A 22,388-nucleotide genomic window follows, 5' to 3' on the forward strand; every position below is an offset into this window, starting at 1 on the left:
TGCTGGACTTCGGCTGCGCATCCGCCGGTCATGACCGGCGGTGGAAGTGCGCGATCGCGCGGGTGGCCAGGGCGCACACCAGAACGGGCGCTGCGGCCCAGGCGGCCGGATGCAGCGTCCAGGGCCAGACCATCGCCAGCACGCTCGCGCACAGCGTGAAGATCGCGGCGCTCACGCACAGGGCGAACATCTCCGGGTCGTGCTGCCGGAACTCCCTGGACTTGACGGCGCGCTCGAGGAAGGCGTCGGTGGCCAGCGCCAACGCGAGGAGCCAGTACTTGGGCAGCCACTCCAGCAGCATCGCGAGGCGGTAGGAGGCCAGAACGAGCAGCGCGTCGATGGAGCGGAAGTAAGGGTTGTTGAACAGCCGCTGGTTCACCCGCGCCATCTCCCGCCCGACGGCCTGGTCCACGCCCGTGTGCGCGGGGGCGCTTGACGCGGCGGGAACCGGCGAGGCGGCGGCGGCATCGGCCTGCAGCTCCATCATCCTGTCCAGCATGCGCTCGGCCGTGTCGGCTCCCCAGAAGTCGCTGTTTTGCTGATGCTCCTGGCGTAGCTGCTGCATGAAGCGCTCGGGCGGCTGTGCTGAGGGCAGGTACAGGACCAGCAGCAACAGTGCCGTCAGCGAGGCGATGGTGACGACGCGGATCATGATGGCCGTGCGCTACCGCGCCCGTGGTCGGGGTCGATGATCTGGAAGCGCCCCTTGATGCGCCTGCCGCCGGAGACGGATGCGAAGTAGTGCAGATTGGGCAGCTTGCCCAGGATGTCCGCCGGCACGGCTTCTTCCTGGGTCTCGGTGATCTGCGTCGAGTAGGACGACGAGAAGTCGCCGAGGTGTGCGTCGGCACCGTGGTTGAGGCCGACACGAACGGTATGGATGGCCGTGCGGCCGAAGGTCTCGACCACGAACTCCTGGGTCGGGCCGTCCTTGGTGCGCAGCGCGATCAGATTGTTGAGGTTGCCGAGCACCATGCGCGCCGCGTCCTCGCTCCCGAGGCGCCGCGCCAGGTCCGCCAGCGTCTGCATCGCGCAGGTAGTGTAGATGCCTCCCTCGGCGCCCTTGTTGAGAATCTCGATCAGGGGGAGGTTGATCACGTTGGAGACTTCGTCCACGAACAGCGAGATGCGCCGGTAGGCGCCCAGGTTGTAGCGCATGCCGGCGCGCGCGGCGAGGTCCGCGAGCGCGAGCGCTCCGATCGCCGACGCCACGGAGGGATCGGGCAGCGAGTCCACGCACATGTACAGCACGTGGCCCGCCTGCTCGATCTTCTCGAGGTTCATGATGGGGCGCGTGTCGTCGGCATCGAAGGGATCGGGCGAGAGGGTCTTGCCGAGGTCGCCCGAGGTGAGCATGGACAGCACCGGCAGCAGGTTGGCCGTGATCTTCTGGTAGTGCTCGCGGTCGTGCCTGAAGGTCCGCACCTGCGCGTCGATGGTCTTCGTGCGCTGCGCCTCCGGGACATGGTGCTCGTAGTACGAGACAAGCCCGAGCAGTTCGTTGCTCGATGCCTCGGAGGGACGGCGGATGTTCCCGCGCTGCGCGTCGTGCAGCAGCTTCTTCATCTCGGGCACTTCGCGCCAGCCGGGCCCCAGCATGGCGGCATAGTGCCGGCGCAGCGTTGCCTCCAGGATCGGCTCGATGCCGCCCTCGATGTAGCGCGTGAGCTTGAGCAGGTTGGGGCGCTCCTCCAACTCCACGAGGCCCTGGACGACCACGTTCACTGCGTCCCAGCCGAAGGCGCTGAAGGCACCGGCCGTGTCCGGCGGCATGATGGACTGGATGCGGGAGGCGACCTCGCTGGGCTTTTGCCAGTTGAAGGTGAAGTCGATGCGAATCCCCGTCTCGGGGAAGGCGGGATGGAATTCCAGGAAGGTGTCGGGCTCGCGATAGCGCTCGCAGGCCCATTTGACGACGCGCTTGAGGCGGTGGCTGTTCTTGGGGTCGATGACGATGACGACATCGCCGCGCCGCACCGCCTGGGTGATGAGGTTGGCGAGCGCGACGCCTTTGCCGGCCTGCGTCGTCCCGACGAGCAGGGTGCCCCCCTCCATGTTCTGCAGTGGCCGGTACAGCGGCCGCTCCTGCGGCTCGACGCCGTGGATGTACGGCAGGCCGATCTCGGCGTCCGGCTGGGGATCGACGCGGTATCCCAGCAGCTTCAGCAGGGCGGGCGGGACCAGATAGTCCCGGTAGTCGATCTTCGCGAGTTCGTACAGGCGTTGGGAATGGACAGGCTGCCACTCGAAGCCCTGGCCGATGTAGACGCTGTCGGGTCCTGCGAGCAGCCTTTCCAGCTGGGCGGGGACGATGACTTCCATCGCGTGGCCGGAAAGGGAAGCACGGACGACGAGCACGCGCAGGGCCTGCGCCGTTCTGGCAAGCGCGGCGAGAAGGCAGGCGATCGCCATCGGCGCCGCCAGCAGCCATGGCAGCGCCCGTACCGCGGCCTCGAACAGGGTCACGGCGAACGCCAGGTACCACGCCAGGCACGCATAGCCCTCGTAGGCGCGCCGCCAGGGCATCTCGTAGCGGCGTACGAGCATCTCAGCGATTCCCGCTGCCTGCGTCCGCCGCGGGCTCCATTCCCGAGACGAAGGGCGGCGCGATGGTCAGGCCCAGGCATGCCTCGCCGCCGAACACCCAGGTCGAGGTGGGCGCCGGTCCGTCGCCGCCGCCCGCCAGCATGCGTGCTTCGCGCAGCGCGCGCAGCGCCAGCGACGGCTCGACATGTCGGCGTTCGAATTCCGCGAGCGCCACGAACAGGCCGGCGGGCGTCGCTGCGGCCATCGGAGCGGCGCTGCCGGTGTTCAGGGCGTCGACGATGTCGACGAGGGCCGCGCGCACGTGCGGAGCCAGGCGCATCGGGGCGTGCAAGGCCAGGGAGGGCGCGACGGGAGGGTCCGCTTGCGCCGCGGAGGAGGCGTCGCTCGCAGATGCGCCCTGGACGGTCGACTGGGGGCCCCCGGTGTCCGCCGCCCGTTCGCCGGTCTCGGGCGCTGGCGTCCCTGGGCCTGCGGCGCCGAGGGCGCTGACCGGCAACTCGAGCTGGTGCGGCTCGGCCCTTGGAGACGCCGCGGGTAGCGGGCCGGGCGCGCGGGAATGCGCGGGCGTGGGCGTGGGCGTGGGCGCGGCACTGCCCTCCGGGGCGGCCCCGAGCTCGGCGGCGAGCGCGTCTGCCAGCGGTTCGGGCCTGGGTTCGAGGCCGGCCAGCACGGCAGCGGCCGCGGCGAGCTTGACCGCTTCCAGCGGTGTCTTGGCGCCGGGGGGCGCGATCGTCCAGAGCGGCTTGCCGTCGGCGCGCGTTTCGAAGACGCCTGCGCCGAGCAGCACCTCCAGCATCGTCTCGGGCGCCTTCGGGACGCCTGGCAGTTGGTCGGCTTCGAGCAGCTTGCGGACGTCAGCGGCCGCGTTCGGCCAGACGAGGAACAGCCCGTCGCGGCCGTACCAGACGCGGGAACGCTCGCTGTTCGGCAGCCAGGCGGGATGGGTCGCAACGAGGCGGCGCAGCGCATCCACGAGATAGCGCTCCAGGTGCGATCCGAGCTGGGGCTTGCCGTAGCGGTCGGCGCTGGCCTTGAGGAACCGGTCGATGACCAGGGCCGCGGAGCGGCGGACCAGCTCGGCCAGGATGTTGTGCTCGCGGTACAGCGGCATCCCCGACAGGCTTGCCATCATGTGCGGGACCACCACCGTGTTGCCCTGGGCCAGATGCTGCAGCGTCTCCACCGGCACGATCTGGGGCAGGACGAACAGCGAGAGGCCGGGGCTGTCGGGGGCGTTCGGGATCCACTTGAGGTAGTAGCGCGTCACGGCATGCTGCGACAGCCACGGGTGCAGGCCGAGCAGATAGGGCTGCCACTCGCTGCCCGCGTGGTCGGTCACGATCACCTGGCCCAGCGTGCGGTGGACTTCAGCGCACAGGCCTGCGATGAACGTGGCCAGGCGCCAGCGCGGCTCCAGGTGCCGGCGCGTCGTGATCGTGGCCCGGCCCGAGAAGATGTGTGCGTCCGTTCCCTGGAGCGCGAAGAAGGCCGTTTCCAGTCCCACTTGCAGAAGGCCGCCCGGCACATTGAAGTAGTTGGCGGGCGTGGCTGGCAGTAGGTGCACGAACGCCGCATAGCGGCGCACGAGCGGCAGCACATCGCGCTCGAAGGTCGGGCGATCGGTGCCGTAGCAGATCTTGATGCGCGACAGCAGATTCGCGTGCGCCGCCAGCAGTTCGTCGAGTCCAAGCGCCGGGAAGCCCGGATCCACCGCGGGGTAGGCGAAGGCGGCTGGCGCCTGCGGTGGCACGGCTGCGGGACTCTCCGGCGCGGCATCGCCGGGCTGCCCCGCAGGGGCTTCTCTTGGTGGAAATGCGTCGACGGGCTGCATGGCCGGTCCTCCGTCCGTGTGCGTGTCCTTCCTCTGTACGGGGGTGGTGCCGGCAACCGGCGAGGTGGGCGCGCGGGCGGATCCGCCGCGGCAGGGTCAGTCGCGCGAGGTGTGCAGCCGTGCGTTCGGAGCGAGGCGCCACTGCAGGCAGGCCGGGTCCGGCAGCGGTGGCGTGGGAAAGCTCATCTGCACCCGCGGGTCGCGGGGAAAGCGGACCATCAGCTTGCAGAAGGGGCAGTTGCCGGCCGCGTGCGCGGCGGCGCCCGCCTCGGCAAGGTGTTCGCTGCCGCAGACGGCACAGGTGACCAGGGAGAAGCAGACCTCCTTGGCATTCCAGATGCCGTCGAGGTGCCGCGCCAGGTCGAAAGCCCGATCGAAGCTGAGCCGGGGCGTGCGCCGGCAGATGCCGCGATAGTGGCGGTACGCGCCCAGCAACGCCTGGGCCGGGTCGAAGTCGAGGCCGCGCAGGCGCCGGTAGAGGCTTGCGAAGACCGATGCCTCCGTGCGGTCCAGAAGCGTGCCGCCGTGGTACCACTCCGGCGTCTCGGGCGAGCGCCCGCGCGGCGGCACGCAGTGGTCGGCATGGAGCAGGCGCAGGATCTGGCGCTGGTGGAGTCCGCTCACGATCTCGATCGTGCGCAGGCGCGCGCCGAGCTGCGCGCATTCCCTGGCGAGCCCGAGCCGCTGGAGCTGGCGCTCCGCGTGGCGTACCGGAGCGGTCGGCAAGGGGGGCGGCGGCACCATGTCGCAGTCACATGCAGGGCGCCTGCTCGGCGGCCGCCACCGGAGCAGCGGGCAGGATCGGCGCAGGCGGATGGACGGCGCAGAGGGCGCCGGCGAGTGGCAGGGGCGAGCGCAGAAGGGTGAACAGGTCGGCGCGCGGAGCGAACAGGGTCTCGTTGCCAACGTTGGCCACGATGGCGAGAATCTGTGTGCTGGACAGTGAGGCGAGGTATCGGGCGTCGGGCTCGCGCAGTCCAAACAGCCCGCAGGCCAGGGTGGGGTCGCGGCTGATGCTGTCGCGCATCGTCAGCAAGAGCGTGAGGTTGGAAAGCTGGACCTCCGAGAGATCGATGGCGACCATGGGTACCTCCTCCTTGGTGTGCCCCCTGGGGGCGAGGTGACGTGCCGTGCTCGGCGCCGATTGGCTGCAGGCAGGTTCGCGCCAGGTTCCGCCTGCATGCGCGTGCAGGCAGGTTAGAGCTTATGCTCTGAAGTGTGATTTTTTCAATAGAAATTGCTCTAAATTGTTTCGACAGGTACCGATGTGGCCTGGAAACCGGCAGATTCGGGGTGGCGGCGGACGATGGAGCGGTTGACGGTCACGAAATCGTGGCAAAGCTGGGTGGCATGGCAAAGAGCGAAATGAACAAGACATCGAGGACCAAATCCCGGGAACTGGAAGTGCAGGCAGCGGATGGGCGCGCCGACGAGGACGCGGCGCTGTCCGTCAGCCTGAAGGCCCGGCTGCTAGAGCGCCTGCGCGATGCCCGGATCCCGGAAGGGCACAAGCAGGCCGTGCACCTGGCGGAGATCACCGGCCGGGCCTACCAGACCACGCGCCGCTGGATCGACTGCACGGCGCCGGGATTGCCGGACCTCGCCTCTTTCAAGCTGCTGTGCACGGGCATGGACGGCGACCCCTCGTGGCTGTTGGGGCTGCTGGGCGAGAAGCGGTCCCTGCGCCAGGCCCTGGCCCCGACGGAACCCGCCGCCGCGCCGGACGGCGAGCCGGAGGAGTGGGTGCAGGATGTGGCGAGCGAGGTGCGCGACCAGATGTATGGCTGCTGCGCCAGGCGGATGCACGGCGACGATATGGAGCCGGACATCGCAGATGGCGACACGCTGTTCGTCGATTTCGCGGTCACCGAGTTCCGCGGCAACGGGAACTATCTGATCGCCTGCGACGGGCGCGAACTCGTGCGCACGCTCGAATACCGGCCGGGCACGGGCCTGGTGCTGGGCTGTGCCAACACCCGGTATCCGGAGACGGTCATCAAGGACGCCGCCGAAAGCACCCGGCGTCAGCTCAAGGTGCTCGGACGGGTCGAGGGCGTCATCCAGGTCCGCAAGTTCTGGAGGGGCTCGGCGCGGCAGGCGCCGCGCTGACCGCACACCGCCGACTGCGGCGAGGGGCCCCATCCCCGGGGCCGGGGATGGGGCCATGCCCGTGCGCCGCTGCGGTTCAGCTTGCTGCGGCGAGGCCTTCCCACTCGCGGGCCGGCAGCTCGATGAGCTTGCCCCCCAGTTCCTCGAACACGGTGGCCCGGTCGTAGTCCGGGATCTCCTGGCTGAAGTGCGTCACGGCATTCACCAGCCCGTAGCCGGAGAGCTCGCCGCCGCTGACCAGATGGCGCAGCACGCCGGCGCGCTCCCCATCGCTGAGCTCGTAGCGGTTGGCCAGCACCTGCACGCTCTTTGCGGGGTCGCCGCGCAGCTGGATGCCCTGGGTCCGTTGCATCTTGCGGGCCGCTTCCAGGAAGGTCGTTTCGGCCACCACGTCCTGGATGACGTCGCGCACCTTGAGGAAGAACGCCCGGTCGTCTGCGAGGAGCGTGTCTTCCTTGTAGACCTGGACGGCATTGTCCTCCGCGCCCAGTGCCCGCCCGATGTGGGTCTTGCGCAGCGCGCGCTCGGGAACGATCAGCCCGTTGCTGCACAGGACGCGGTACAGCAGCGGCTGCACCGACAGCGTGCCGTGCCCGACCTCGGAGTTGGTGATCGCGATGCCCGCCTGCACGATGTCGCCGGGTGCCATCGTGTAGGCCAGCGGCGGAACCACGACCTTGATGTACATCCTCGTGGGCGTGAGCTCCATCGACTCGAAGCGCACGTCGGGCAGGCCGCCCAGGATCGGGATCACCGCGTTGGCCAGGTCGTAGTTGTCCAACCGCCGGTAGCGGTCGGACAGGAAGGCGCGGGCCTGGCCATCCAGGGTTCGCACCATCTTGTGTCCTTCGTCGCACTGCAGCCAGGTGTTGACGTTGCGATCCAGCAGGTCCTGCTGCTCCGTGCGCATGCGCTCGAAGTACGCATAGGGAATGTTCAGCTTGCCGGCCAGTTGGCGGCGCGCGAGCTCGGTGACGGCGAAGCGGCCGCCATCGGGATGGTCGATGACCAGGCGCGTCTCGCCCTGTCCGTCGGTCTCGTGCCGCATCGCCGACGGGGGCAGCACCAGGTCCTTCTTGGTCTCGAGCTGGCGCGTCAGTTCGCGAGCAAGCTCCTCGAGGGTTCGTCCATTGCGCATTTGAATCTCCAAAGACAAATGCGGGGACGCGCCTCCCCTCGGGGAACGGTCCCCGCGGGGTGGTGAACGAAGCGGCGTTCGCCGCTTCACGGTGCGCGCGACGGATGCCGCGTGCCAACTCCAGGGCTGCCTTCGCCGCGCGATGCGCGGCTTGGTCTGGCAGCTACCAGCGGAGCGATGCTCCGGGAGATGCTCCAATGCCTTGTCGCTGACCTCGCCTGTGGCGAAAGTCACCGAGAAGGCGGGTCCGACCTCCGGTCGGACCCGTCCGGGATGGCCCGGGAAGGCGGCGCCTTCGCCGGGACCCCGCCGTCACGCGGCGCGTCTCATCTTTTGCACGATGGACCACCAGACCTCGGCCCAGTCGGCGCCCGGCTTGCGCGGGATGTGGACCTCGACCTCGCGCGCGGGGCCGTGCCGTGCCTCCTTGCGCAGGCGGCGCGCCAGGAAGTAGGAACTGGCCTCCCCGTCGAAGTCGGCGTCAGCGTCGTTGTCGCCGAAGATCAGCACCCGCCGCACGGTGTCCGGCAGCCAGATCCTCTCCAGGTTGCCCGCGCTCAGGCCGGGCCAGACCGGGATGTCCTTGAGCAGGTGCACCGCGATCGCGTTCTCGATGCCCTCGGTGAGGCCGAGCACCTCCGTGGGCTCGAACAGGCGGATGGCCGCGCCGTTGATGCCCGCGGTCAGGACCTTCTTGGCATCGGGCAGGGCCGCCTTGCGCCCGCCGCTCAGGTAGGTGCGGTGCAGCGACACCAGCTGGCCGTCCGGCCCGTCGATGCGCGCGAGCATCGCGGCGTACTCGGCCACGCGGCGGGTCTTGCCGTCGGCACCGCGCTCGTAGTAGCCCAGGCGCGGGTGGTAGCGCAGCGCGCTCGGATAGACGTCCATCCCGAGCCCGCGGCCGCAGAGATAGCGGTCCACCTCGTCGCCCCGCCGGATCTGCAGGCCTTCGTCCCAGATGCGGCGCGCGAGCAGCAGCATGCGCTCGGCGCCGGCCGGCTGCGCGTGGGACGCGGTCGCGGCGGGCAGGCCGCCGACGCACTCGTTGACCTTCTTGAGCGTGGTGACGAAGTCCCAGCCTTTGAGAGCCTGCAGCAGCTTGAAGCCACCGCCCGGCCCGCAAGAATCCCGGTTGCGGCAGTGGTAGTTGCCTTCGCCGTATCGGTCCGTGTACTGGAACCGGTCCGTGCCGCCGCACAGGGGGCACGGCAGGTTCTTGTGCTTGAGGATGCGCTCGTCCACGCCCAGGCAGCGCAGGATCTCGTCCCAGCGGCCGTGGGCGCGTGCCTTGACGTCCTCGATGCGCAGCTCGTATTCCGTCTCCGTCATGGCGACGTCCTGTGCGTTCCGGGCGGCCGCGCGCGTGCGGGCTGCCCAAGTGGTTCTATGCGATGCATGTTTTTCCTCCAATGGATGTGGCGCCCGCGCAGGCGGCCCCGGGGACCGGACCTCCCGCGCGGCAATGGCGCTGGCCTAACGGCCGATCTCGAACGTGAACAGCAGGCCGGCCTGCAGCGCCCGCGACACCGGGTGGTCCGGCCAGTCGGCGGCGCTCACGTACCGCGTGTCGGCAGCCATGGCCTCGCCGTCCTGCGAACGCAGCAGGTAGCCGCTGGGCCGCAGTGCGATGCGGTAGGACTGGATGCGCGAGCCGAGGACCACGAAGGTCCGGCCGGCGATGCCCGTGACGATCTCGCTTTCCTTGATGAGGAACTCGAGTTCCGCGGTGTCGCAGACCGGCACCAGCGGCCGGGAGCGCGCGAAGGTGGCTGCCTGTGTCATGGCTCCACCCCCTGTCCGGAGGTTTCCCTGGCGGGGAGGTCTGCGCACCGGCGCCGGGCCGGGCCCGCGCCGGGGAACGGCGCGGCAGCCGAGGCCGTGCACCGGGACTCGGCGCGGGCGGCCCGCGCTGCCTCGTCGTCCCATCGCGCGGCGACGCCGTAGGCGGCCAGCACGAGCACGAGGCACAGCATGATTTCGAATGAAGACATGGCATCTCCTTGGGTTGCGGAGCCCGCGTCCGCGGGCTCCAGGAAGAGGGGGATCAGGCGAAGAGGTCGCCCTGGAACGAGAGCCACTTGATCTGCTCGTTGATCCACTGGGGGTTCCGGGCGAGCCGAGCCTCGATCCAGCCCGGGTTGCTTGCGAACGCCTCCGCCACCCAGCGCGGGTAGCGTGCGAGCGACTCCATCAGCCACCCCTTCACGTTGCGCGCGATGTGATCGCGGATCTCCTCGCTGTCCACCCGGCCGCAATAGGCGATGGGCGAGAGCGGGCTGCAGCCCACCACGCGCAGGCAGTTGACGAACGAGAAGGGGAGGCGGTCCTTTTCCGGGTCGGTAAAGATCCAGCCCAGGGTCGCGAGCTTCTCGTCCAGCGGCGTTCTCGTGTTCGCCAGATCGCGCACGTCCTTGAGCAGGCGCCAATGGAGATACACGATCTCTTCCACCGTCCATTCGTGCGCGTCGTCGTCGCCGTCGGGATCGATGTCGGACCAGTCGGGCGCCCCGACGATCGAGGCACCCGCCAGCGCGGTGCTGGGGAGGATGTAGAAGACGTCCGCGGACGCTGGCGCGCGCGGGCGGCGGGATGCAATGCTTGTCGGCATGGCTGACTCCAGGAAGGGAGGAGGCAGCCCAATCCCCGTGAGGGGCGGGTGCCCCTCGGGGTGAATACTCTCGGCATGGCGCCGAGGCTCGCGGGTCAATGGACCCAGGCTGGTTTGTAGGTAGGCGGGTGATCCGCCGTGATCGGTGTGCCAGCTACCGGTCGGAAAGAGCTTTCGGCGCAAGGCCAGGCGCTTGCCTCGAAAGCCTGTTCCTGCCGGTGCCGCGGACGTGCGCGCGGCCAATGCTCCAGGGCTCGCAGTCGGGATCCGTCCGGTCGGGGTGTCCGCCGGGCCGGGCCCGCGGGCCAGCTACCGTTGGACAGCACCGTAGCGGGACGGCGGGGCGGGGTCAAGGCGCCCGGCGCCGCCCGCGCGGGCTGTCGCCGAAATGCGCCGGATTCGGGTTGGATTTCGGGTGGCGGCGCGCGCGGCGGGCGCCGAAGATCGGCCGCAGGAACCGAAGCACCGGAGGCGGCGATGGCTGATATCCAGATCGTGAAGACGGACCAGGGCGCGGTCAACGCCCGCATCCTGGCGCGGGAGGCCAAGGCCGACTTCCGCAGGGTCGAGGCGGCGAGCCTGAAGGTCCGCACGCATTTCACGAGCGCGGAGGCCAAGCGGTTGTTCGTGCGCATGTTCAACACGCTGCAGCTCAACGCCCACTTCATTTCCGTGATCGCGCGCACGCGCATCGACCACCAGGACGTCGAGAGGGAGGAGACCTCGCTGCGCGCCGACATCGACGCGGTCAAGAACAGGCTCAACCAGGCGCTCGACGGCGCGGAGGCCCTCTTCAAGGCCCATGGGATCAGCAGCTTCGCGACCTATGACACGCAGCCGCTGGAGATCGAGGTCGGCATCCTGTCCTCGAGCGGGCGGCGGTACCTCGAGGTGCTCAACCAGCTCGACCAGCTGATGCCCTTGCTGCAGACGCTGGAGATCCATGAGGTCATCAGCACCCAGGAGCTGGACATCCAGCGCGCCGCGCTGAAGCGCCAGATCAAGGACATCGCCAATTCGGCGCGCCGGCAGGCCACCGGTCTGCGCAGGCGCATGAATGCAATGGGGGCGCGTGATGGAGATCTGGGCGAGGTGGCCCCTCGGCCGGTTGCGCCAGCGGCCGGCGAACCGCGCATGGACGATGCCGCCGCGCTCGACGTCGGCAATGCCAGCCAGTCCGGGGGCGAGCCCGATCCCATCCTCCCGGCGGCGGAACCAGGGAGCGGGGCTGACGCTGCGCACGAGGCCATGGAGCACGCCATGGGTCCGTCCGTACTCAAGCGTGTGCGCCGCAAGCCGGCAGCCCCGGAAGCGAACGGGGAGGCTGGCAGTCAGCCCGGCGCCCAGCCGGGGGGCGACACGGCTGCCCTATCGGGTACCCCGCCGACTGCGGACGCAGGCGCGCCGGTGGATCCCCCGGCCGAGGTGGTGCCGCGGGAATAGTGCAGCGATCACGAACGGCAACGAGGCGGCGCAATCGCGTCCGCATCGCCGCGGACAAGCGCGCAGACCCTTGAAGGGACCGAACGAGGATGGGGCACAGCGCCATCGGCCCAGAGGCTGGGCGGCGGTCCACAGCGGGCCGGTGGAGGCGAAAAAAACCGGCCCAGATGGGCCGGTCTTTCTGCGGTGCGGCTGGGTTCAGTAGCGACCACCGCCGTAGCCGCCATCGCCGTAGCCGACATCCGAACGGCCGGCTGCACGGTAGCCCTGGGCACCATGGCCACCCGCACCACGACCCTCTTCGCGGGGGCGAGCCAGGTTGACGACGATCGAGCGTCCATCGACGGACCTGCCGTGCAAAGCGCTGATGGCGGCCTGGGCGTTCTCGGCGGAAGCCATCTCGACAAAGCCGAAGCCCTTGGAACGGCCGGTCTCACGGTCCGTCATGACCTTGGCGGAGGCGACGCTGCCGAACTCGGCAAAGTTGCTCTGCAGGCTGGAATCGGTGACGGAGTAGGGGAGGTTGCCTACATAGATCTTGCTGGACATGGAAAAGCCTTTATTCATGGGGCGCGCGCAAGGGCGCGCCGTTTGCGCTAGGGATGTGCATGTGGAGGCCACATGCGGACGGATGGAAGGGACGCGGTGGGGCGCAGTTGCTCAGCACGCCGGAGGGTGCTGCATGCACGTTTGCAGCCAGCCTTGGGTGACTGCGAAGATTCGCGCGGCTTCGCGAGAGGCAAAGGCTCTGTCAAAGCGGAACACTCGACAGTAGCTGCCGTTGCCTTGAGAGCGTTGGACCGAGACGGAGGCGCGGAAGCGGCCACAGTCGGTCTGGTGTGTCGCGGGCGAAACGACGTACTTGCCCATGGGAATGGCGGTATTTGGAATCGGGTTCAGTCGGCAACGCAGGCTGGAATGGACCTGCATGAGCATGGAGAAACGGGATAGGCTGCAGCTCTACAGACCCACCGGGCGGCAATAGCCGCAAAAGCTAGCCGCGCGGGACGATGTGGCGCCTTCGGCGGGCGTTGTCGTGGCTGCTGGGAACAGCCAGTTGAACTGGTTTGAGTATATCTCGATTCGTATGGACGAGAAGCTTGATATTCTTTTTGGTTTTATAAAAGCCCTGCCGCACCGATGCGCTCGGATTCCTTCGGCTCCGCGCGCGAGATGCCTGCCGCCGCTGTCTTTCGAGCCTGCCGCATTCTCCCCAGGCGAGGGCGAGGGAACGACTGCGCCGACACGAGACAAGGTCCGCTGCGGGAAGTCACTCCGACTTGTCTCCCGCGGCGTGGCATTCGGTGCTAGGACGTGGCGCCGCGGCCCGGCACCCTATGCCTCTTGGCGCAGGCGCGATATGGTTCCGGCAGCCCGCATGCGCCCGTGTTCTCCGCGGTGACTTCGGGCGGGGACAGCTGGATCTCCTCGACCCTCCAGCCCTGGAGCTGCTTGCGAATTCTCTTCCTCGCGCCTGCCCGCCGCCGGATGGTCTGCCGTCGCTCGCCGCGGTGACCAGAGGCGTCCGCCGAGCGCGGCCATGAACTTGTCGATCGCCACACCGTCCAGGGGACGTCCACGGTGTGCGCCAGCGTGTTGCGTCCCTAGCGTGGGTGTCATCCTGACCTAGCCCCACGTGAACGAGCGGGTCGGCCACCGACCGGCCTTGCCGGTGTAGGAGTCGAACCATGACCTACCCATCCGAACGTCCTGCCGTGCTGCCCGAGACGGGGTTTCTGCGCGAACGCCAGGTGCTGGTGTTCGTGCCCATCTCGAAGTCGACCCTGTGGCGCCGCGTCGACAGCGGCAGCTTCCCTGCGCCCGTGAAGCTGTCGCCCCGGGTCACCGCGTGGCGGGCCGAGGACGTGCGCCGCTGGATCGCGGACCAAGGAAGCCAGCATCCGCGCTCCCCGGCGTAGCGTCCCGCGAGCGCACGGCGCCGGTCGACCGCGAAGGAGCGGCCTGCGCGCGCATGCGCTCGGGTGGATCCGGAGGCACAGGTGCCCCGCCGTCCCGCACGTACGCGGCATCGCCATGGAAGCGTGGCCTGGCCCCGCTGCGCGCGCGGCCGCAAGGAAGGGACCCGCTGCACGCATTGCCGCTGCCCGTGCGGGGCCAACACTGAAACGCCGCAAGGAGGCTGGCATATGGCGTTTTCGATGGATGACCTGTTATGGATGGGCAAGGTGCTGCAGGCGGCGGGACAGGCCGAGCTGATGCCGCGCTTCAACCGCCTCGCGCCGGACCAGATAGCGCGCAAGACCTCGGCATTCGACGTGGTCACGCTGGCGGATGAACGCTCCGAGGCGGCGATCGCCAGCGACCTGGCGCGCCGGTTCCCGGGCGCGCTCATCGTGGGCGAGGAAGCGGCCGGCCGCGACCCGGAACTGCTGGAGCGCATCGGCGGCCGCGACCTGGCCTTCGTGGTCGATCCGCTCGACGGCACCCGCAATTTCGCCAGCGGTCTTCCGCTGTTCGGCGTCATGGCCGCTGCGGTGGTGCGCGGAGAGATCATGGCCGGCGCGATCCACGATCCGGTGACCGGCAGCACGGCCTACGCGTTCAGGAGCGGCGGCGCATGGCTCGAACATGAAGGCGGCGGGCGCCGCATCGATCTGCGGGTGGCTGCACCGGTGCCCCCGGACCAGATGGACGGCGTCATCGGCACCAACTTCCTGCCCGAGCCGCTGCGCACGCGCGTGAACCAGCGCCTGTCCTCGCTGTCGACCACCTGCTGGCTGCGTTGCGCGGCGCACGAGTACCGGCTTGCGGCGGCCGGGCAGGTCCACGCGCTGTTCTACAACAAGCTGATGCCCTGGGACCACGCCGCGGGCTGGCTGCTGCACCGCGAAGCCGGCGGGCACAGCGCGCATTTCGATGGCTCGCCTTTTCTCCCCGCGCACATGTCAGGCGGGCTGATCTGCGCGCCCGATGCGCGGAGCTGGCGGGACCTGAAGGCGGCGCTGCTGGATTGAGCAGGACGGGGTGGGCTGGGCCTCTCGCGGCCCGGCCGCCGCCGGGGCTGGCACGCGCCCGCCCGTCAGCGAATGGAGCGGCGCAGCGTCTGGGACGGCGCTTCGCCGAACTTGTGCTTGTAGGCGGCGGTGAAGTGGCCCAGGTGCGTGAATCCCCAGCGCATCGCCACCCCGGTGACCGTCTCGTCGCGGGAAGCCCCCTCGAGCAGTTCGGCGCGAACGCGTTGGAGGCGGATCGACTTCAGGAACGCCGCGGGGCTCGTGTCGCGGAAATTCTTGAAGCCGGAATAGAGAGCGCTGATGCTCACGCCCGCGTGTTCCGCGACGTCCGCGATGCTGACCTGCTCGCCTGCATGGGCGTGGATGTACTCCTCGGCGCGGCGCACGTAGTAGGGGGCCATCGGCGGCGTCGGGCGCCGCAGTTCGTCGCTGAGGCTGTTCGACTGTCCGAACAGCAGGGCGCTGACCAGCATCTGCTCCAGGTTGGATCGCGCCGCCGGCGACGCCAGCATGCCGCTGTCGTGGGCCGCCTCGCTCACCAGAAGCTCGATCAGGCGGCGCCAGGGCTCGATCTGGGAACCATCGAGCGCCATCCTGGGGGCGAACTTCACCGGCTTCGACAGGTCCCGTCCGAGATGCTGTCCGCAATGCCGCTCCAGCAGGGAGCGGTCGATCTGCACGATGATCTGGTCGCACCCCTTGTGCCCCAGCAGGTGCAGCGGCTCGGTGGGCGTGACCACGGTGCCCACGCCCGGGCTGGAATCGACGGTGGTGTCTCCGCAGCGCACGACGCACGAGCCCGAGATCGGCATCTGAACCAGGTAGGCGTTCTCCATGCGTCCGGGGCGGACCTCCACGGCGGCGCCGTAGCTGAGGCGGTGCAGCGAAATCGATCCCAGCGTGACGCGGTACATGCGCGTGTCCACGGCGTCCCCGGTGTCCAGGACCCGGAGCTCGTGCGGCGAAAGCACCTCGCCGACGCGGCTGCGGGCCTCGTCGGGGTCGTGCGTTTGAAACAGCTGGCGCGACAGCAGTGCCTGGGACCGGAAGGTCTCCGCAAACCCGGAACTTGGCATCCCTTGTCTCCTTGTCGGTCGACCCGTGCGGCGCATCGACGCGCGTCCGGGCATCTTCTCGTCAGCACCTTCCGCCCGCCGGCTGCCTTGCGTGGCTCGCCCAAGGCACCGGCTTCAATGCAGGCGAACCCAAAAAAATGATCATGATTGAAAATGATCTAGCTCATATCAATCCAAAATACCATGAAGCGCGGGGAAGTGGCATCGGGACATCCCGCAGCCCCCGAGGGGGCGGTTGCCGCAGCCCTGCCGGTAGTGAAGCCGGACTCCGCCCGCTTGTGGCGGCAGCGTGCCGGGCAAGGCACTCTCCGGCCGAGCGGGCGCCCGGGAAGGAGGAGGAGCCGCTGCGCGGCGGGTGCCCTGGCTTCCTGCCCGGATCGAGGCCCGACGCGCTCCGCGGCCGGCGCGCCCCGCGCGCTGGCACACGGCACATGCGATGTGCCATGGACGGGGCCGAGGAACCCGACACACATCAAGAAGATGTAGACCCGGGATAGCCGCTGCAAAAAGCGGATGGCGTGCTGGAGGGGGTGCTGAGATGCTATGCACCAAGAGACAACTCCGCTTGCGAAGGACCGGGCCGCGAAAGCAAAAGAGCCCGGCCGCGCATGACCTCACTCGGTCCTGAGTCCCGCCCGGCCCCGCCGCAGGCGGAGGAGTCTCCCGTACTCCACGTCCTTAGAAGGTGCCGAGAATGCCAAATACTGATTCCGAATTGATCCAGCGCGCGAGAGAGATCGCTCCGCGCATCCGAGCCCGTGCTGCCGAGGCGGCGGTCCGGCGCAAGCCGCACGACGATTCCATCCAGGAACTGATCGAGACGGGTATCGTGCAGATGTTCGTGCCCAAGCGCTGGGGCGGCGCCGAAGCGAGCCTGTCCACCGCGCTGGAGGTGATCGAGATCATCAGCGAGGCCTGCCCTTCGACGGGCTGGATCGCCGCCTTCTACATCATGCACAACATCTATGTGCCGAAGTTCCCGGAGCGGGCGCACGAGGAGCTGTTCGGGAAGAAGGGCTATGTGCTGCTGCCGGCGGCCTCGGCCCCCAACATGAAGGCGCGCAAGGTGGACGGCGGCTGGGAGTTGAGCGGGCGGGCGCTGTGGGGGTCGGGTGTGATGCATGCCGACTGGGTCATGATCGGCGGCATGGCCGAGGATGGCCAGCAGCGCGGCTTTCTGCTGCCCGTGGCGCAGGTCCAGGTCGAGGACAACTGGCACTTCGCCGGCATGTCGGGAACCGGCAGCAACGACTACGTCGCCACCAATGTGTTCGTGCCGGACCACCGTTCGGCCGCCATGGGCGAGTTCTACGAAGGTCCGACGGCGGGGTCCCGCCTTTACGACAACCCGCTGTACTCGATTCCCTTCTTCGTGCTGGTGTACTGCACCTTCGCTCCGGTGATCGTCGGGTGCCTGAAGGGGGCCTTGCGGGCCTACGAGGAAACCGTCGAGCGCCGGGTCCGCAACTTCACCGGGGCGGTGGTTAAGGAGCAGCAGCATGCCCAGATCATGCTGGGCGAGTTCCAGATCGCCACCCGTGCCGCCGACGAGCTGGCGCGTGCCGTCTACGGCCACGCCGCCGAGATCCTGGCCGGCCGTCCATTCACCGTGGACGAGCGTTTGAAGCTGAAGGGGCTGACGGCCTTCATCTCGAAGCACAGCCGGGAAACCGTGAACGCCATGATGGGCGCCTCGGGGGCGTCCAGCTTCCACAACGACCAGGCGCTGCAGCGCATCTGGCGTGATCTCAACACCGTGTCGGTCCATGCATTCGTCGACTGGGACGCGACCCGCGAACTGCACGGCAAACACCACCTCGGCCTGCCGCTGACCTACCCGCTCTTCTGAGCCCCGGGCGAGGGCGGGCGACCTTGCGGCGGGATGGCTCCGCCCTCCCGTCGCCGCGTCCCGCCGCGCGCTCGGCAGTGCCAGGCGCGAGTCGTTGAACCAGATTGAAAAAGGAATCCGAGATGTCAAACAACGCTGTACTGAATCCCTCGCCGAAGGCGAGCGCCACCGCCGCCGCGGCGCCATCGCACGCCGAGCTCCTGGAGCGCGCCCGCCGGATCAGCCGCAAGGCGGAGGCGCGCGCCGAGCAGACGGACCGCGAGCGCTGCATTCCGCGCGAGACCATCGCCGAGCTCTACGATGCGGACCTGATGCGGCTCGTGCAGCCGCCGCAGTGGGGCGGACTGGGCCGCAGCTTCCACGAACTGTACGAACTGGTTTACGAGCTCGCGCGCGGCTGCGGCTCGACCGGCTGGATCTACTGCGTGCTGGCGGGCCACTCCGTCGTGGTGGGCACCTTCCCCGCCGAAGCGCAGGCCGCGGTCTGGGGCGATGACAGGAAGGCCCTGGTTTCCTCCGCATTCGCTCCCACGCTGCAGGCGAGGAAGGTCGATGGGGGCTACGAGATCAGCGGCAAGTCGCCCTTCTCGAGCGGCACCGACCATGCGAGCTGGGCCTTGCTCGGCGGCGTGGTCCTCGACGAGAAGGGGGCACCGGCGCGCAAGCTGTTCCTGGTCCCCCGCAGCGACTATGCGATCCACGACGACTGGTTCGTGATGGGCCTCGCGGGCACCGGCAGCAAGACACTGGAGGTCGCCGGGGCCTTCGTGCCCGAGGTGCGCGTGGTCGACCTGCAAGACTTCTTCAGCGGCCTGGCGCCGCACAGCCTCCAGAGCGCGATGGTTGGCGCGGCGCGCGGCGGCATCGACAGTTTCGTGGAGAGCATCCGCAACAGCCCCGGCAAGTTCGGCGGGCGGCCGCCGGCGGAGCTGGAGCTGTTCCAGACGGTGGTCGGCAGCGCGGTCGGGGACGTGACCTATGCCTGGGAACTGCTCCAGAAGATCACGTGCGAGTGCGAGCCCATCGTGCTGAGCGGGCAGGCGATGCCGCCCGAGCAGATCCTGCGCAACCGCTCGGCAACCTCCACGATTTCCAGGCTGTGCCTCGGCGCGCTCGAGCGGGTATTCGAGCTCAGCGGGGGCCAGGGGATCTACAACAACCGCCTGTCACGCGCGCTGCGCGACGTCCGGGCGGCGGCCAACCACGCTGCGCTCAATGCGACGCTGGCGGGCAAGGATGCCGGCCTGCTGGCCCTCAAGCGCGGTTAGCCCCTGAAGACAACCCGGCCGCGCGGCCGGCCCTGCCGTCGCACATGGCGTCGGCCCGTGCCGCTGGCGCCCCCACCCACAAGAGCTCCCAAGATGACCCAATTGATTGAAATCGCCAAGCCCCCGGAAATCCCGGACCGGCTCAAGCGCGTGCTGCGCTTCACCCCCGCGCCCGTGAGCATCGTCACCAGCTTCGACGAGTTCGGAGAGCCGGTCGGGCTGGCCATGTCGGCCATCATGCCCGTGGCCCTCGAACCCTGCTCGATGGCCATCTCGATCAACCGCGACGGATCGGCGTACCGGCATGTCCGCGCGGCCGGCCTGTTCTGCGTGAACCTGCTCAACAGCGCCACGGAGCCGCACTTCCGGCCCTTCTGCGACCCCAGGCTGCGGGAGCAGCGCTTCAAGGACCCGGCATGGAAGGTCCACGAGGGGCTCTGGTATCTCGACGACGCGCCGGCGAGCATCTTCTGCAGGATCGAGCAGGTCGCGCAGTACGGAACGCACGACGTGGTCATCGGCAAGGTGTTCGACATGTTCTCGTCCGGCGACCAGGACATCCTCGGCTGGGGCGACGGCTCGCTGGGACGCCTCCTGCCAGTCACGCCCCATTGAGCCTCGCCGGAGACAAGCCATCATGAAGCTGTACGAAGTACCCTGGTCCATCCATCCCCGCCGCGTCGGCGTCTACCTTGCCGAGAAGGGCATCGAGGGCATCGAACGCGTGCAGGTCGCCCCGCCGCCGGACAGGACGCGGCGCATCATCGAAGGCGTGACGATCGCCGGCACCGTCCCGGCGCTCGACATCGGCGACGGGCAGGTCATCGGCTCCTCGCTCGCCATCCTGGAGTACCTGGAGGAACGCTTCCCTTCGCCCGACCTGATCGGCGCGACCCCGGTGGAGCGCGCGCGCACGCGGGAGTTCATCACCGTCATCGAGGAGGCCACCGTCTATCTGCGGATCTGGGCCTTCAACGGCAGCCGGCTGTTCGCGGCCGAGGTGGCGCAGGACAAGGCGGTCGCGCGGGCCGGGATGGCGGCATGGCTCGGCAAGCTGCAGCTGCTCGAGCGCATGGTGGCGGACCGGGGCGGGGCGTTCCTGACCGGCGATCGTCTGACCACCGCCGATTGCGTCGGCTTTGCCTTGCTGCAGACCACGACCGAGCTGTTCGGCGTCCCGATCCCGGAGGACTGCCCCAGCCTCCAGGGCTGGTATCGGCGCTTCTCCGCACGCCCGAGCGCAGCGGTGCCCGACTTCCCGCCGGTGCTCGGGCTGAGCCGGGGGCTGGTCCAGCAGACGCAGGAAGGCTGACCGGTGTCCGCACGGTCCGCCCGGATCCATCGCAAGAACATGAACGGAGTATCCATGGAGACATTCAGCGTCTGGGGAGCAGCGACTGCGAGGGTCGTCGTCGCCCTGTTCTACCTGGTCACGGCCCTCGGCCTGGCGAAGGACTTCAAGATGGTCACGGGACTCATGGCGGCCAAGGGCGTGCCGGTGCCGGGACCGCTGCTCATCGTCACGATCCTGGTCTGGGTCGCCGGCGGCGGCGCGCTGATCCTGGGCCGGGGCATCGTGCCTGCGGCGCTGGTCCTGCTCGTCCTGACCGCCATCATCACCCCGCTGAACCATAACTTCTGGGCCGCGCCGGCCCAAGAGCGCGCGAACGAGGTCCAGCATTTCGCGAACAACATCGCGATCATGGCCGGGCTGCTCGCGATTGCCGCGGCGGCGTCCGCACGGCCGCTGTAGGTGCGCGTGCGGCACGCAGAACCATGAGGCAGCCACCATGAGCACTCACCACATTGCCAGCGCCCAGCTGGGTCGCGGCGCACCGGCCCGGAGCGCAGGTGCCGCGTTCGCGGACCGCTGGATCTTCGTCTTCATGGCCGCGCTGTTCGTGGCCACGGCCCTGGCGGGCTTCGTCCCCAGCTCGATCGCCAAGCTCGCTTCCGTGCGCGCGGGCGAGCAGGGGCCGATGCCGCCCGTGCTGCACGTCCATGCCGTGTTGATGGGCGGCTGGCTGGCCCTTCTGCTCGTGCAGTCCGTCCTCGTGGCCACGGGCGCGCCCTGGCTGCACCGGCGGCTCGGCATGCTGGCCTTGCTGGTGGCTCCCGCCATGGTCCTCAGCGGCGTCCTGCTCGTGCCCGTCGTCGACCGGCCGATCCACCAGATGCTGGCGGCGCCCCCGGCCGGCACCGAACCCGCCCTTCTGCAACTGCTGCAGGCGTGGATCCCGAACCGGCCCCTGTCGCAGATCCGCGCCGGCGTCGTGTTTGCCGTGCTGATCGCCTGGGCCCTGTGGGTGCGAACCGGTGATCCGCAGACACACAAGCGCCTCCTGGTCCTGGCCACGGTCTGGCCCTTGGGCGCGGGCATCGACCGCATCCCGCTGCCTGGCACCTACCCGGAAAGCCCGGCCGCGTCCGACCTGTACACGCTGCTGTGGGTGGCGCCGCTGTTCGTCTACGACCTGGTCCGGCACCGCAGGGTCCCGCGCGCCTGGTGGATCTGGCTCGCGGTGTGTCTTCCGCTGTCGGCGGCCGTGCACCTGCTATGGGGCTCGGCCTGGTGGATGGCCCACGGGCCGGAGATCCTGGGCCTGCGCTGACCGGGCCCCAAGACCGCCGCCAGCACCCGGGGGCGCGGTGGCCACGTTCATCGCCGCGGCCGGGCCGGCCTGACGGCACCATTCTTCCGAGGAGCATCATTCCCATGAACATCACGACCGAGCAGATCTTCACCGAGGCGCGAAGCCAGAACGGCTTCCTCGACGCGCCGGTGCCCGACGCGATGCTGCGTTCCCTCTACGACCTCATGAAATGGGGGCCGACGTCCGTCAACTGCCAGCCGGCGCGCGTCGTCTTCGTGCGTTCGGAAGCGGAGAAGGCCAGGCTCGTGGAATGCGTGAGCCCGGCCAACCAGCCCAAGGTGCGTTCCGCGCCCGTGACGGCGATCATCGGCATGGACATGGCGTTCCACGAGCAGTTGCCCAGGCTGGTGCCGCACGTCGACGCGCGCAGCTGGTTCGCGGGCAACGCGCCCATGATCGAAGCCACGGCGTTTCGCAATTCGTCGATGCAGGCCGCCTACCTGATCATCGCGGCCCGGGCGCTCGGACTGGACTGTGGCCCGATGAGCGGCTTCGATGCCGACCAGGTCGACGCGCAGTTCTGGCCCGGCACGCAGGTCAGGACGAACGTGCTCTGCACGTTGGGCAAGGGCGACCCGTCCAAGGTCCATCCGCGGCTGCCGCGCCTCGCCTTCGACGAGGTCTGCCGGCTCGCCTGAAGGGCAGGCTTCGCCCGGCGCGGGTCTGCTGTCCCGGACCCGCGCGGGCCTCGCGCGGGCCTTGACCTGGGTCAATGGGACGGCCACGGGCTGTCCTCGGCGACGCGGTGTCCGCCGGCCGGCTTGGCGGGTTTCCGCTTCGGGCGCAAGGCGCTGCGATGGACAGCGCGGGCCTGCTCCCGAAATCGCCCCCAATTGGGAGCAATTTCGGGCTGGCGCCAGCGGGCGCGAATCCGGAGCATCGGGCTCAGA

Annotated in this window: 24 protein-coding genes; 11 read left to right on the top strand and 13 right to left on the bottom strand. The window is 69.1% G+C overall.

Annotated elements, in window-relative coordinates:
* Nucleotides 1-28: 28 nt before the first annotated feature.
* From GWK50_RS06135 to GWK50_RS06155, 5 genes are all read right to left on the bottom strand, one after another.
* A complete protein-coding gene (locus GWK50_RS06135) occupies nucleotides 29-652 on the bottom strand; it encodes a DUF4400 domain-containing protein (RefSeq protein WP_059400277.1) in 624 nt (207 codons plus the stop codon).
* Complete coding sequence (traD, locus tag GWK50_RS06140) at nucleotides 649-2,547, bottom strand: conjugative transfer system coupling protein TraD (protein WP_059400278.1); 1,899 nt, start codon at nucleotides 2,545-2,547, stop codon at nucleotides 649-651. The genes GWK50_RS06135 and traD overlap by 4 nt, the downstream gene beginning before the upstream one ends.
* A 1-nt stretch (nucleotide 2,548) precedes the next feature.
* Complete coding sequence (mobH, locus tag GWK50_RS06145) at nucleotides 2,549-4,378, bottom strand: MobH family relaxase (RefSeq protein ID WP_082136756.1); 1,830 nt, start codon at nucleotides 4,376-4,378, stop codon at nucleotides 2,549-2,551.
* A gap of 96 nt (nucleotides 4,379-4,474) precedes the next feature.
* On the bottom strand, nucleotides 4,475-5,122 hold the full coding sequence (locus tag GWK50_RS06150) for a FlhC family transcriptional regulator (protein WP_059400280.1): 648 nt from the start codon (nucleotides 5,120-5,122) through the stop codon (nucleotides 4,475-4,477).
* A gap of 7 nt (nucleotides 5,123-5,129) precedes the next feature.
* Nucleotides 5,130-5,462 (bottom strand): hypothetical protein, encoded by a 333-nt coding sequence (locus tag GWK50_RS06155; RefSeq protein ID WP_059400281.1) that lies wholly within the window; start codon nucleotides 5,460-5,462, stop codon nucleotides 5,130-5,132.
* Nucleotides 5,463-5,728: 266 nt separating this feature from the next.
* On the opposite strand from GWK50_RS06155, the gene GWK50_RS06160 reads away from it, so the two are divergent.
* A complete protein-coding gene (locus GWK50_RS06160) occupies nucleotides 5,729-6,487 on the top strand; it encodes a S24 family peptidase (RefSeq protein WP_162015738.1) in 759 nt (252 codons plus the stop codon).
* Nucleotides 6,488-6,563: 76 nt separating this feature from the next.
* On the opposite strand, the gene GWK50_RS06165 is transcribed toward GWK50_RS06160, so the two are convergent.
* From GWK50_RS06165 to GWK50_RS06185, 5 genes are all read right to left on the bottom strand, one after another.
* Nucleotides 6,564-7,625 carry a DUF932 domain-containing protein gene (locus GWK50_RS06165; RefSeq protein WP_059400283.1) on the bottom strand — a complete coding sequence of 354 codons (1,062 nt, stop codon included), beginning with the start codon at nucleotides 7,623-7,625 and terminating at the stop codon, nucleotides 6,564-6,566.
* A gap of 312 nt (nucleotides 7,626-7,937) precedes the next feature.
* Complete coding sequence (locus GWK50_RS06170) at nucleotides 7,938-8,954, bottom strand: toprim domain-containing protein (protein WP_059400284.1); 1,017 nt, start codon at nucleotides 8,952-8,954, stop codon at nucleotides 7,938-7,940.
* A gap of 144 nt (nucleotides 8,955-9,098) precedes the next feature.
* Nucleotides 9,099-9,407 (bottom strand): hypothetical protein, encoded by a 309-nt coding sequence (locus GWK50_RS06175; RefSeq protein ID WP_059400285.1) that lies wholly within the window; start codon nucleotides 9,405-9,407, stop codon nucleotides 9,099-9,101.
* Entirely contained in the window at nucleotides 9,404-9,616 is a 213-nt protein-coding gene (locus GWK50_RS06180) for a hypothetical protein (protein ID WP_059400286.1), read from the bottom strand. Before GWK50_RS06180 ends, GWK50_RS06175 begins: the two co-directional genes overlap by 4 nt.
* 53 nt (nucleotides 9,617-9,669) lie before the next feature.
* On the bottom strand, nucleotides 9,670-10,233 hold the full coding sequence (locus GWK50_RS06185; RefSeq protein ID WP_059400287.1) for a hypothetical protein: 564 nt from the start codon (nucleotides 10,231-10,233) through the stop codon (nucleotides 9,670-9,672).
* 477 nt (nucleotides 10,234-10,710) lie between these two features.
* On the opposite strand from GWK50_RS06185, the gene GWK50_RS19805 reads away from it, so the two are divergent.
* Complete coding sequence (locus GWK50_RS19805; RefSeq protein ID WP_242455310.1) at nucleotides 10,711-11,676, top strand: DUF1845 domain-containing protein; 966 nt, start codon at nucleotides 10,711-10,713, stop codon at nucleotides 11,674-11,676.
* Between the two features lie 198 nt (nucleotides 11,677-11,874).
* On the opposite strand, the gene GWK50_RS06195 is transcribed toward GWK50_RS19805, so the two are convergent.
* Both GWK50_RS06195 and GWK50_RS19810 read right to left on the bottom strand, forming a co-directional pair.
* Nucleotides 11,875-12,225, bottom strand: coding sequence for an RNA-binding protein (locus GWK50_RS06195; RefSeq protein WP_059400288.1), 351 nt, complete (start codon nucleotides 12,223-12,225; stop codon nucleotides 11,875-11,877).
* A gap of 111 nt (nucleotides 12,226-12,336) precedes the next feature.
* Complete coding sequence (locus tag GWK50_RS19810) at nucleotides 12,337-12,546, bottom strand: hypothetical protein (RefSeq protein WP_082136757.1); 210 nt, start codon at nucleotides 12,544-12,546, stop codon at nucleotides 12,337-12,339.
* An 818-nt stretch (nucleotides 12,547-13,364) separates the two neighbouring features.
* Between GWK50_RS19810 and GWK50_RS06205 the strand changes: the two genes are divergently transcribed.
* Entirely contained in the window at nucleotides 13,365-13,595 is a 231-nt protein-coding gene (locus GWK50_RS06205) for an AlpA family phage regulatory protein (RefSeq protein WP_059400289.1), read from the top strand.
* Nucleotides 13,596-13,823: 228 nt separating this feature from the next.
* Nucleotides 13,824-14,651: an inositol monophosphatase gene (locus GWK50_RS06210; protein WP_059400290.1), complete on the top strand. Its 828-nt coding sequence runs from the start codon at nucleotides 13,824-13,826 to the stop codon at nucleotides 14,649-14,651.
* Between the two features lie 65 nt (nucleotides 14,652-14,716).
* Here the strand turns inward: GWK50_RS06210 and GWK50_RS06215 are convergent, their stop codons facing one another.
* The gene (locus tag GWK50_RS06215) at nucleotides 14,717-15,727 is read right to left on the bottom strand and encodes an AraC family transcriptional regulator (protein ID WP_059400291.1); all 1,011 of its coding nucleotides are present in this window, start codon (nucleotides 15,725-15,727) and stop codon (nucleotides 14,717-14,719) included.
* A gap of 694 nt (nucleotides 15,728-16,421) precedes the next feature.
* Between GWK50_RS06215 and GWK50_RS06220 the strand changes: the two genes are divergently transcribed.
* The 7 genes from GWK50_RS06220 (at nucleotide 16,422) to GWK50_RS06250 (ending at nucleotide 22,136) form a co-directional block, all read left to right on the top strand.
* Nucleotides 16,422-17,576 (top strand): acyl-CoA dehydrogenase family protein, encoded by a 1,155-nt coding sequence (locus GWK50_RS06220; protein ID WP_082136759.1) that lies wholly within the window; start codon nucleotides 16,422-16,424, stop codon nucleotides 17,574-17,576.
* Nucleotides 17,577-17,698: 122 nt separating this feature from the next.
* A complete protein-coding gene (locus GWK50_RS06225; protein ID WP_059400293.1) occupies nucleotides 17,699-18,844 on the top strand; it encodes an acyl-CoA dehydrogenase family protein in 1,146 nt (381 codons plus the stop codon).
* 93 nt (nucleotides 18,845-18,937) lie between these two features.
* A complete protein-coding gene (locus GWK50_RS06230) occupies nucleotides 18,938-19,459 on the top strand; it encodes a flavin reductase family protein (protein ID WP_059400294.1) in 522 nt (173 codons plus the stop codon).
* A gap of 22 nt (nucleotides 19,460-19,481) precedes the next feature.
* The gene (locus GWK50_RS06235; RefSeq protein WP_059400295.1) at nucleotides 19,482-20,156 is read left to right on the top strand and encodes a glutathione S-transferase family protein; all 675 of its coding nucleotides are present in this window, start codon (nucleotides 19,482-19,484) and stop codon (nucleotides 20,154-20,156) included.
* Between the two features lie 54 nt (nucleotides 20,157-20,210).
* The gene (locus GWK50_RS06240) at nucleotides 20,211-20,597 is read left to right on the top strand and encodes a DoxX family protein (RefSeq protein ID WP_059400296.1); all 387 of its coding nucleotides are present in this window, start codon (nucleotides 20,211-20,213) and stop codon (nucleotides 20,595-20,597) included.
* 37 nt (nucleotides 20,598-20,634) lie between these two features.
* The gene (locus GWK50_RS06245; protein ID WP_059400297.1) at nucleotides 20,635-21,456 is read left to right on the top strand and encodes a hypothetical protein; all 822 of its coding nucleotides are present in this window, start codon (nucleotides 20,635-20,637) and stop codon (nucleotides 21,454-21,456) included.
* Nucleotides 21,457-21,560: 104 nt separating this feature from the next.
* Nucleotides 21,561-22,136: a malonic semialdehyde reductase gene (locus GWK50_RS06250; protein ID WP_059400298.1), complete on the top strand. Its 576-nt coding sequence runs from the start codon at nucleotides 21,561-21,563 to the stop codon at nucleotides 22,134-22,136.
* Nucleotides 22,137-22,388: the final 252 nt, after the last annotated feature.

The sequence above is a fragment of the Acidovorax sp. 210-6 genome (assembly GCF_010020825.1).
Classification (GTDB): domain Bacteria; phylum Pseudomonadota; class Gammaproteobacteria; order Burkholderiales; family Burkholderiaceae_C; genus Simplicispira; species Simplicispira sedimenti.

Bases quoted from the DNA above. Each gene is read 5' to 3' on its own strand.
- GWK50_RS06135 (WP_059400277.1), bottom strand. From the start codon at position 652: ATGATCCGCGTCGTCACCATCGCCTCGCTGACGGCACTGTTGCTGCTG.
- traD (WP_059400278.1), bottom strand. From the start codon at position 2,547: ATGCTCGTACGCCGCTACGAGATGCCCTGGCGGCGCGCCTACGAGGGC.
- mobH (WP_082136756.1), bottom strand. From the start codon at position 4,378: ATGCAGCCCGTCGACGCATTTCCACCAAGAGAAGCCCCTGCGGGGCAG.
- GWK50_RS06150 (WP_059400280.1), bottom strand. From the start codon at position 5,122: ATGGTGCCGCCGCCCCCCTTGCCGACCGCTCCGGTACGCCACGCGGAG.
- GWK50_RS06155 (WP_059400281.1), bottom strand. From the start codon at position 5,462: ATGGTCGCCATCGATCTCTCGGAGGTCCAGCTTTCCAACCTCACGCTC.
- GWK50_RS06160 (WP_162015738.1), top strand. From the start codon at position 5,729: ATGGCAAAGAGCGAAATGAACAAGACATCGAGGACCAAATCCCGGGAA.
- GWK50_RS06165 (WP_059400283.1), bottom strand. From the start codon at position 7,625: ATGCGCAATGGACGAACCCTCGAGGAGCTTGCTCGCGAACTGACGCGC.
- GWK50_RS06170 (WP_059400284.1), bottom strand. From the start codon at position 8,954: ATGACGGAGACGGAATACGAGCTGCGCATCGAGGACGTCAAGGCACGC.
- GWK50_RS06175 (WP_059400285.1), bottom strand. From the start codon at position 9,407: ATGACACAGGCAGCCACCTTCGCGCGCTCCCGGCCGCTGGTGCCGGTC.
- GWK50_RS06180 (WP_059400286.1), bottom strand. From the start codon at position 9,616: ATGTCTTCATTCGAAATCATGCTGTGCCTCGTGCTCGTGCTGGCCGCC.
- GWK50_RS06185 (WP_059400287.1), bottom strand. From the start codon at position 10,233: ATGCCGACAAGCATTGCATCCCGCCGCCCGCGCGCGCCAGCGTCCGCG.
- GWK50_RS19805 (WP_242455310.1), top strand. From the start codon at position 10,711: ATGGCTGATATCCAGATCGTGAAGACGGACCAGGGCGCGGTCAACGCC.
- GWK50_RS06195 (WP_059400288.1), bottom strand. From the start codon at position 12,225: ATGTCCAGCAAGATCTATGTAGGCAACCTCCCCTACTCCGTCACCGAT.
- GWK50_RS19810 (WP_082136757.1), bottom strand. From the start codon at position 12,546: ATGGGCAAGTACGTCGTTTCGCCCGCGACACACCAGACCGACTGTGGC.
- GWK50_RS06205 (WP_059400289.1), top strand. From the start codon at position 13,365: ATGACCTACCCATCCGAACGTCCTGCCGTGCTGCCCGAGACGGGGTTT.
- GWK50_RS06210 (WP_059400290.1), top strand. From the start codon at position 13,824: ATGGCGTTTTCGATGGATGACCTGTTATGGATGGGCAAGGTGCTGCAG.
- GWK50_RS06215 (WP_059400291.1), bottom strand. From the start codon at position 15,727: ATGCCAAGTTCCGGGTTTGCGGAGACCTTCCGGTCCCAGGCACTGCTG.
- GWK50_RS06220 (WP_082136759.1), top strand. From the start codon at position 16,422: ATGCCAAATACTGATTCCGAATTGATCCAGCGCGCGAGAGAGATCGCT.
- GWK50_RS06225 (WP_059400293.1), top strand. From the start codon at position 17,699: ATGTCAAACAACGCTGTACTGAATCCCTCGCCGAAGGCGAGCGCCACC.
- GWK50_RS06230 (WP_059400294.1), top strand. From the start codon at position 18,938: ATGACCCAATTGATTGAAATCGCCAAGCCCCCGGAAATCCCGGACCGG.
- GWK50_RS06235 (WP_059400295.1), top strand. From the start codon at position 19,482: ATGAAGCTGTACGAAGTACCCTGGTCCATCCATCCCCGCCGCGTCGGC.
- GWK50_RS06240 (WP_059400296.1), top strand. From the start codon at position 20,211: ATGGAGACATTCAGCGTCTGGGGAGCAGCGACTGCGAGGGTCGTCGTC.
- GWK50_RS06245 (WP_059400297.1), top strand. From the start codon at position 20,635: ATGAGCACTCACCACATTGCCAGCGCCCAGCTGGGTCGCGGCGCACCG.
- GWK50_RS06250 (WP_059400298.1), top strand. From the start codon at position 21,561: ATGAACATCACGACCGAGCAGATCTTCACCGAGGCGCGAAGCCAGAAC.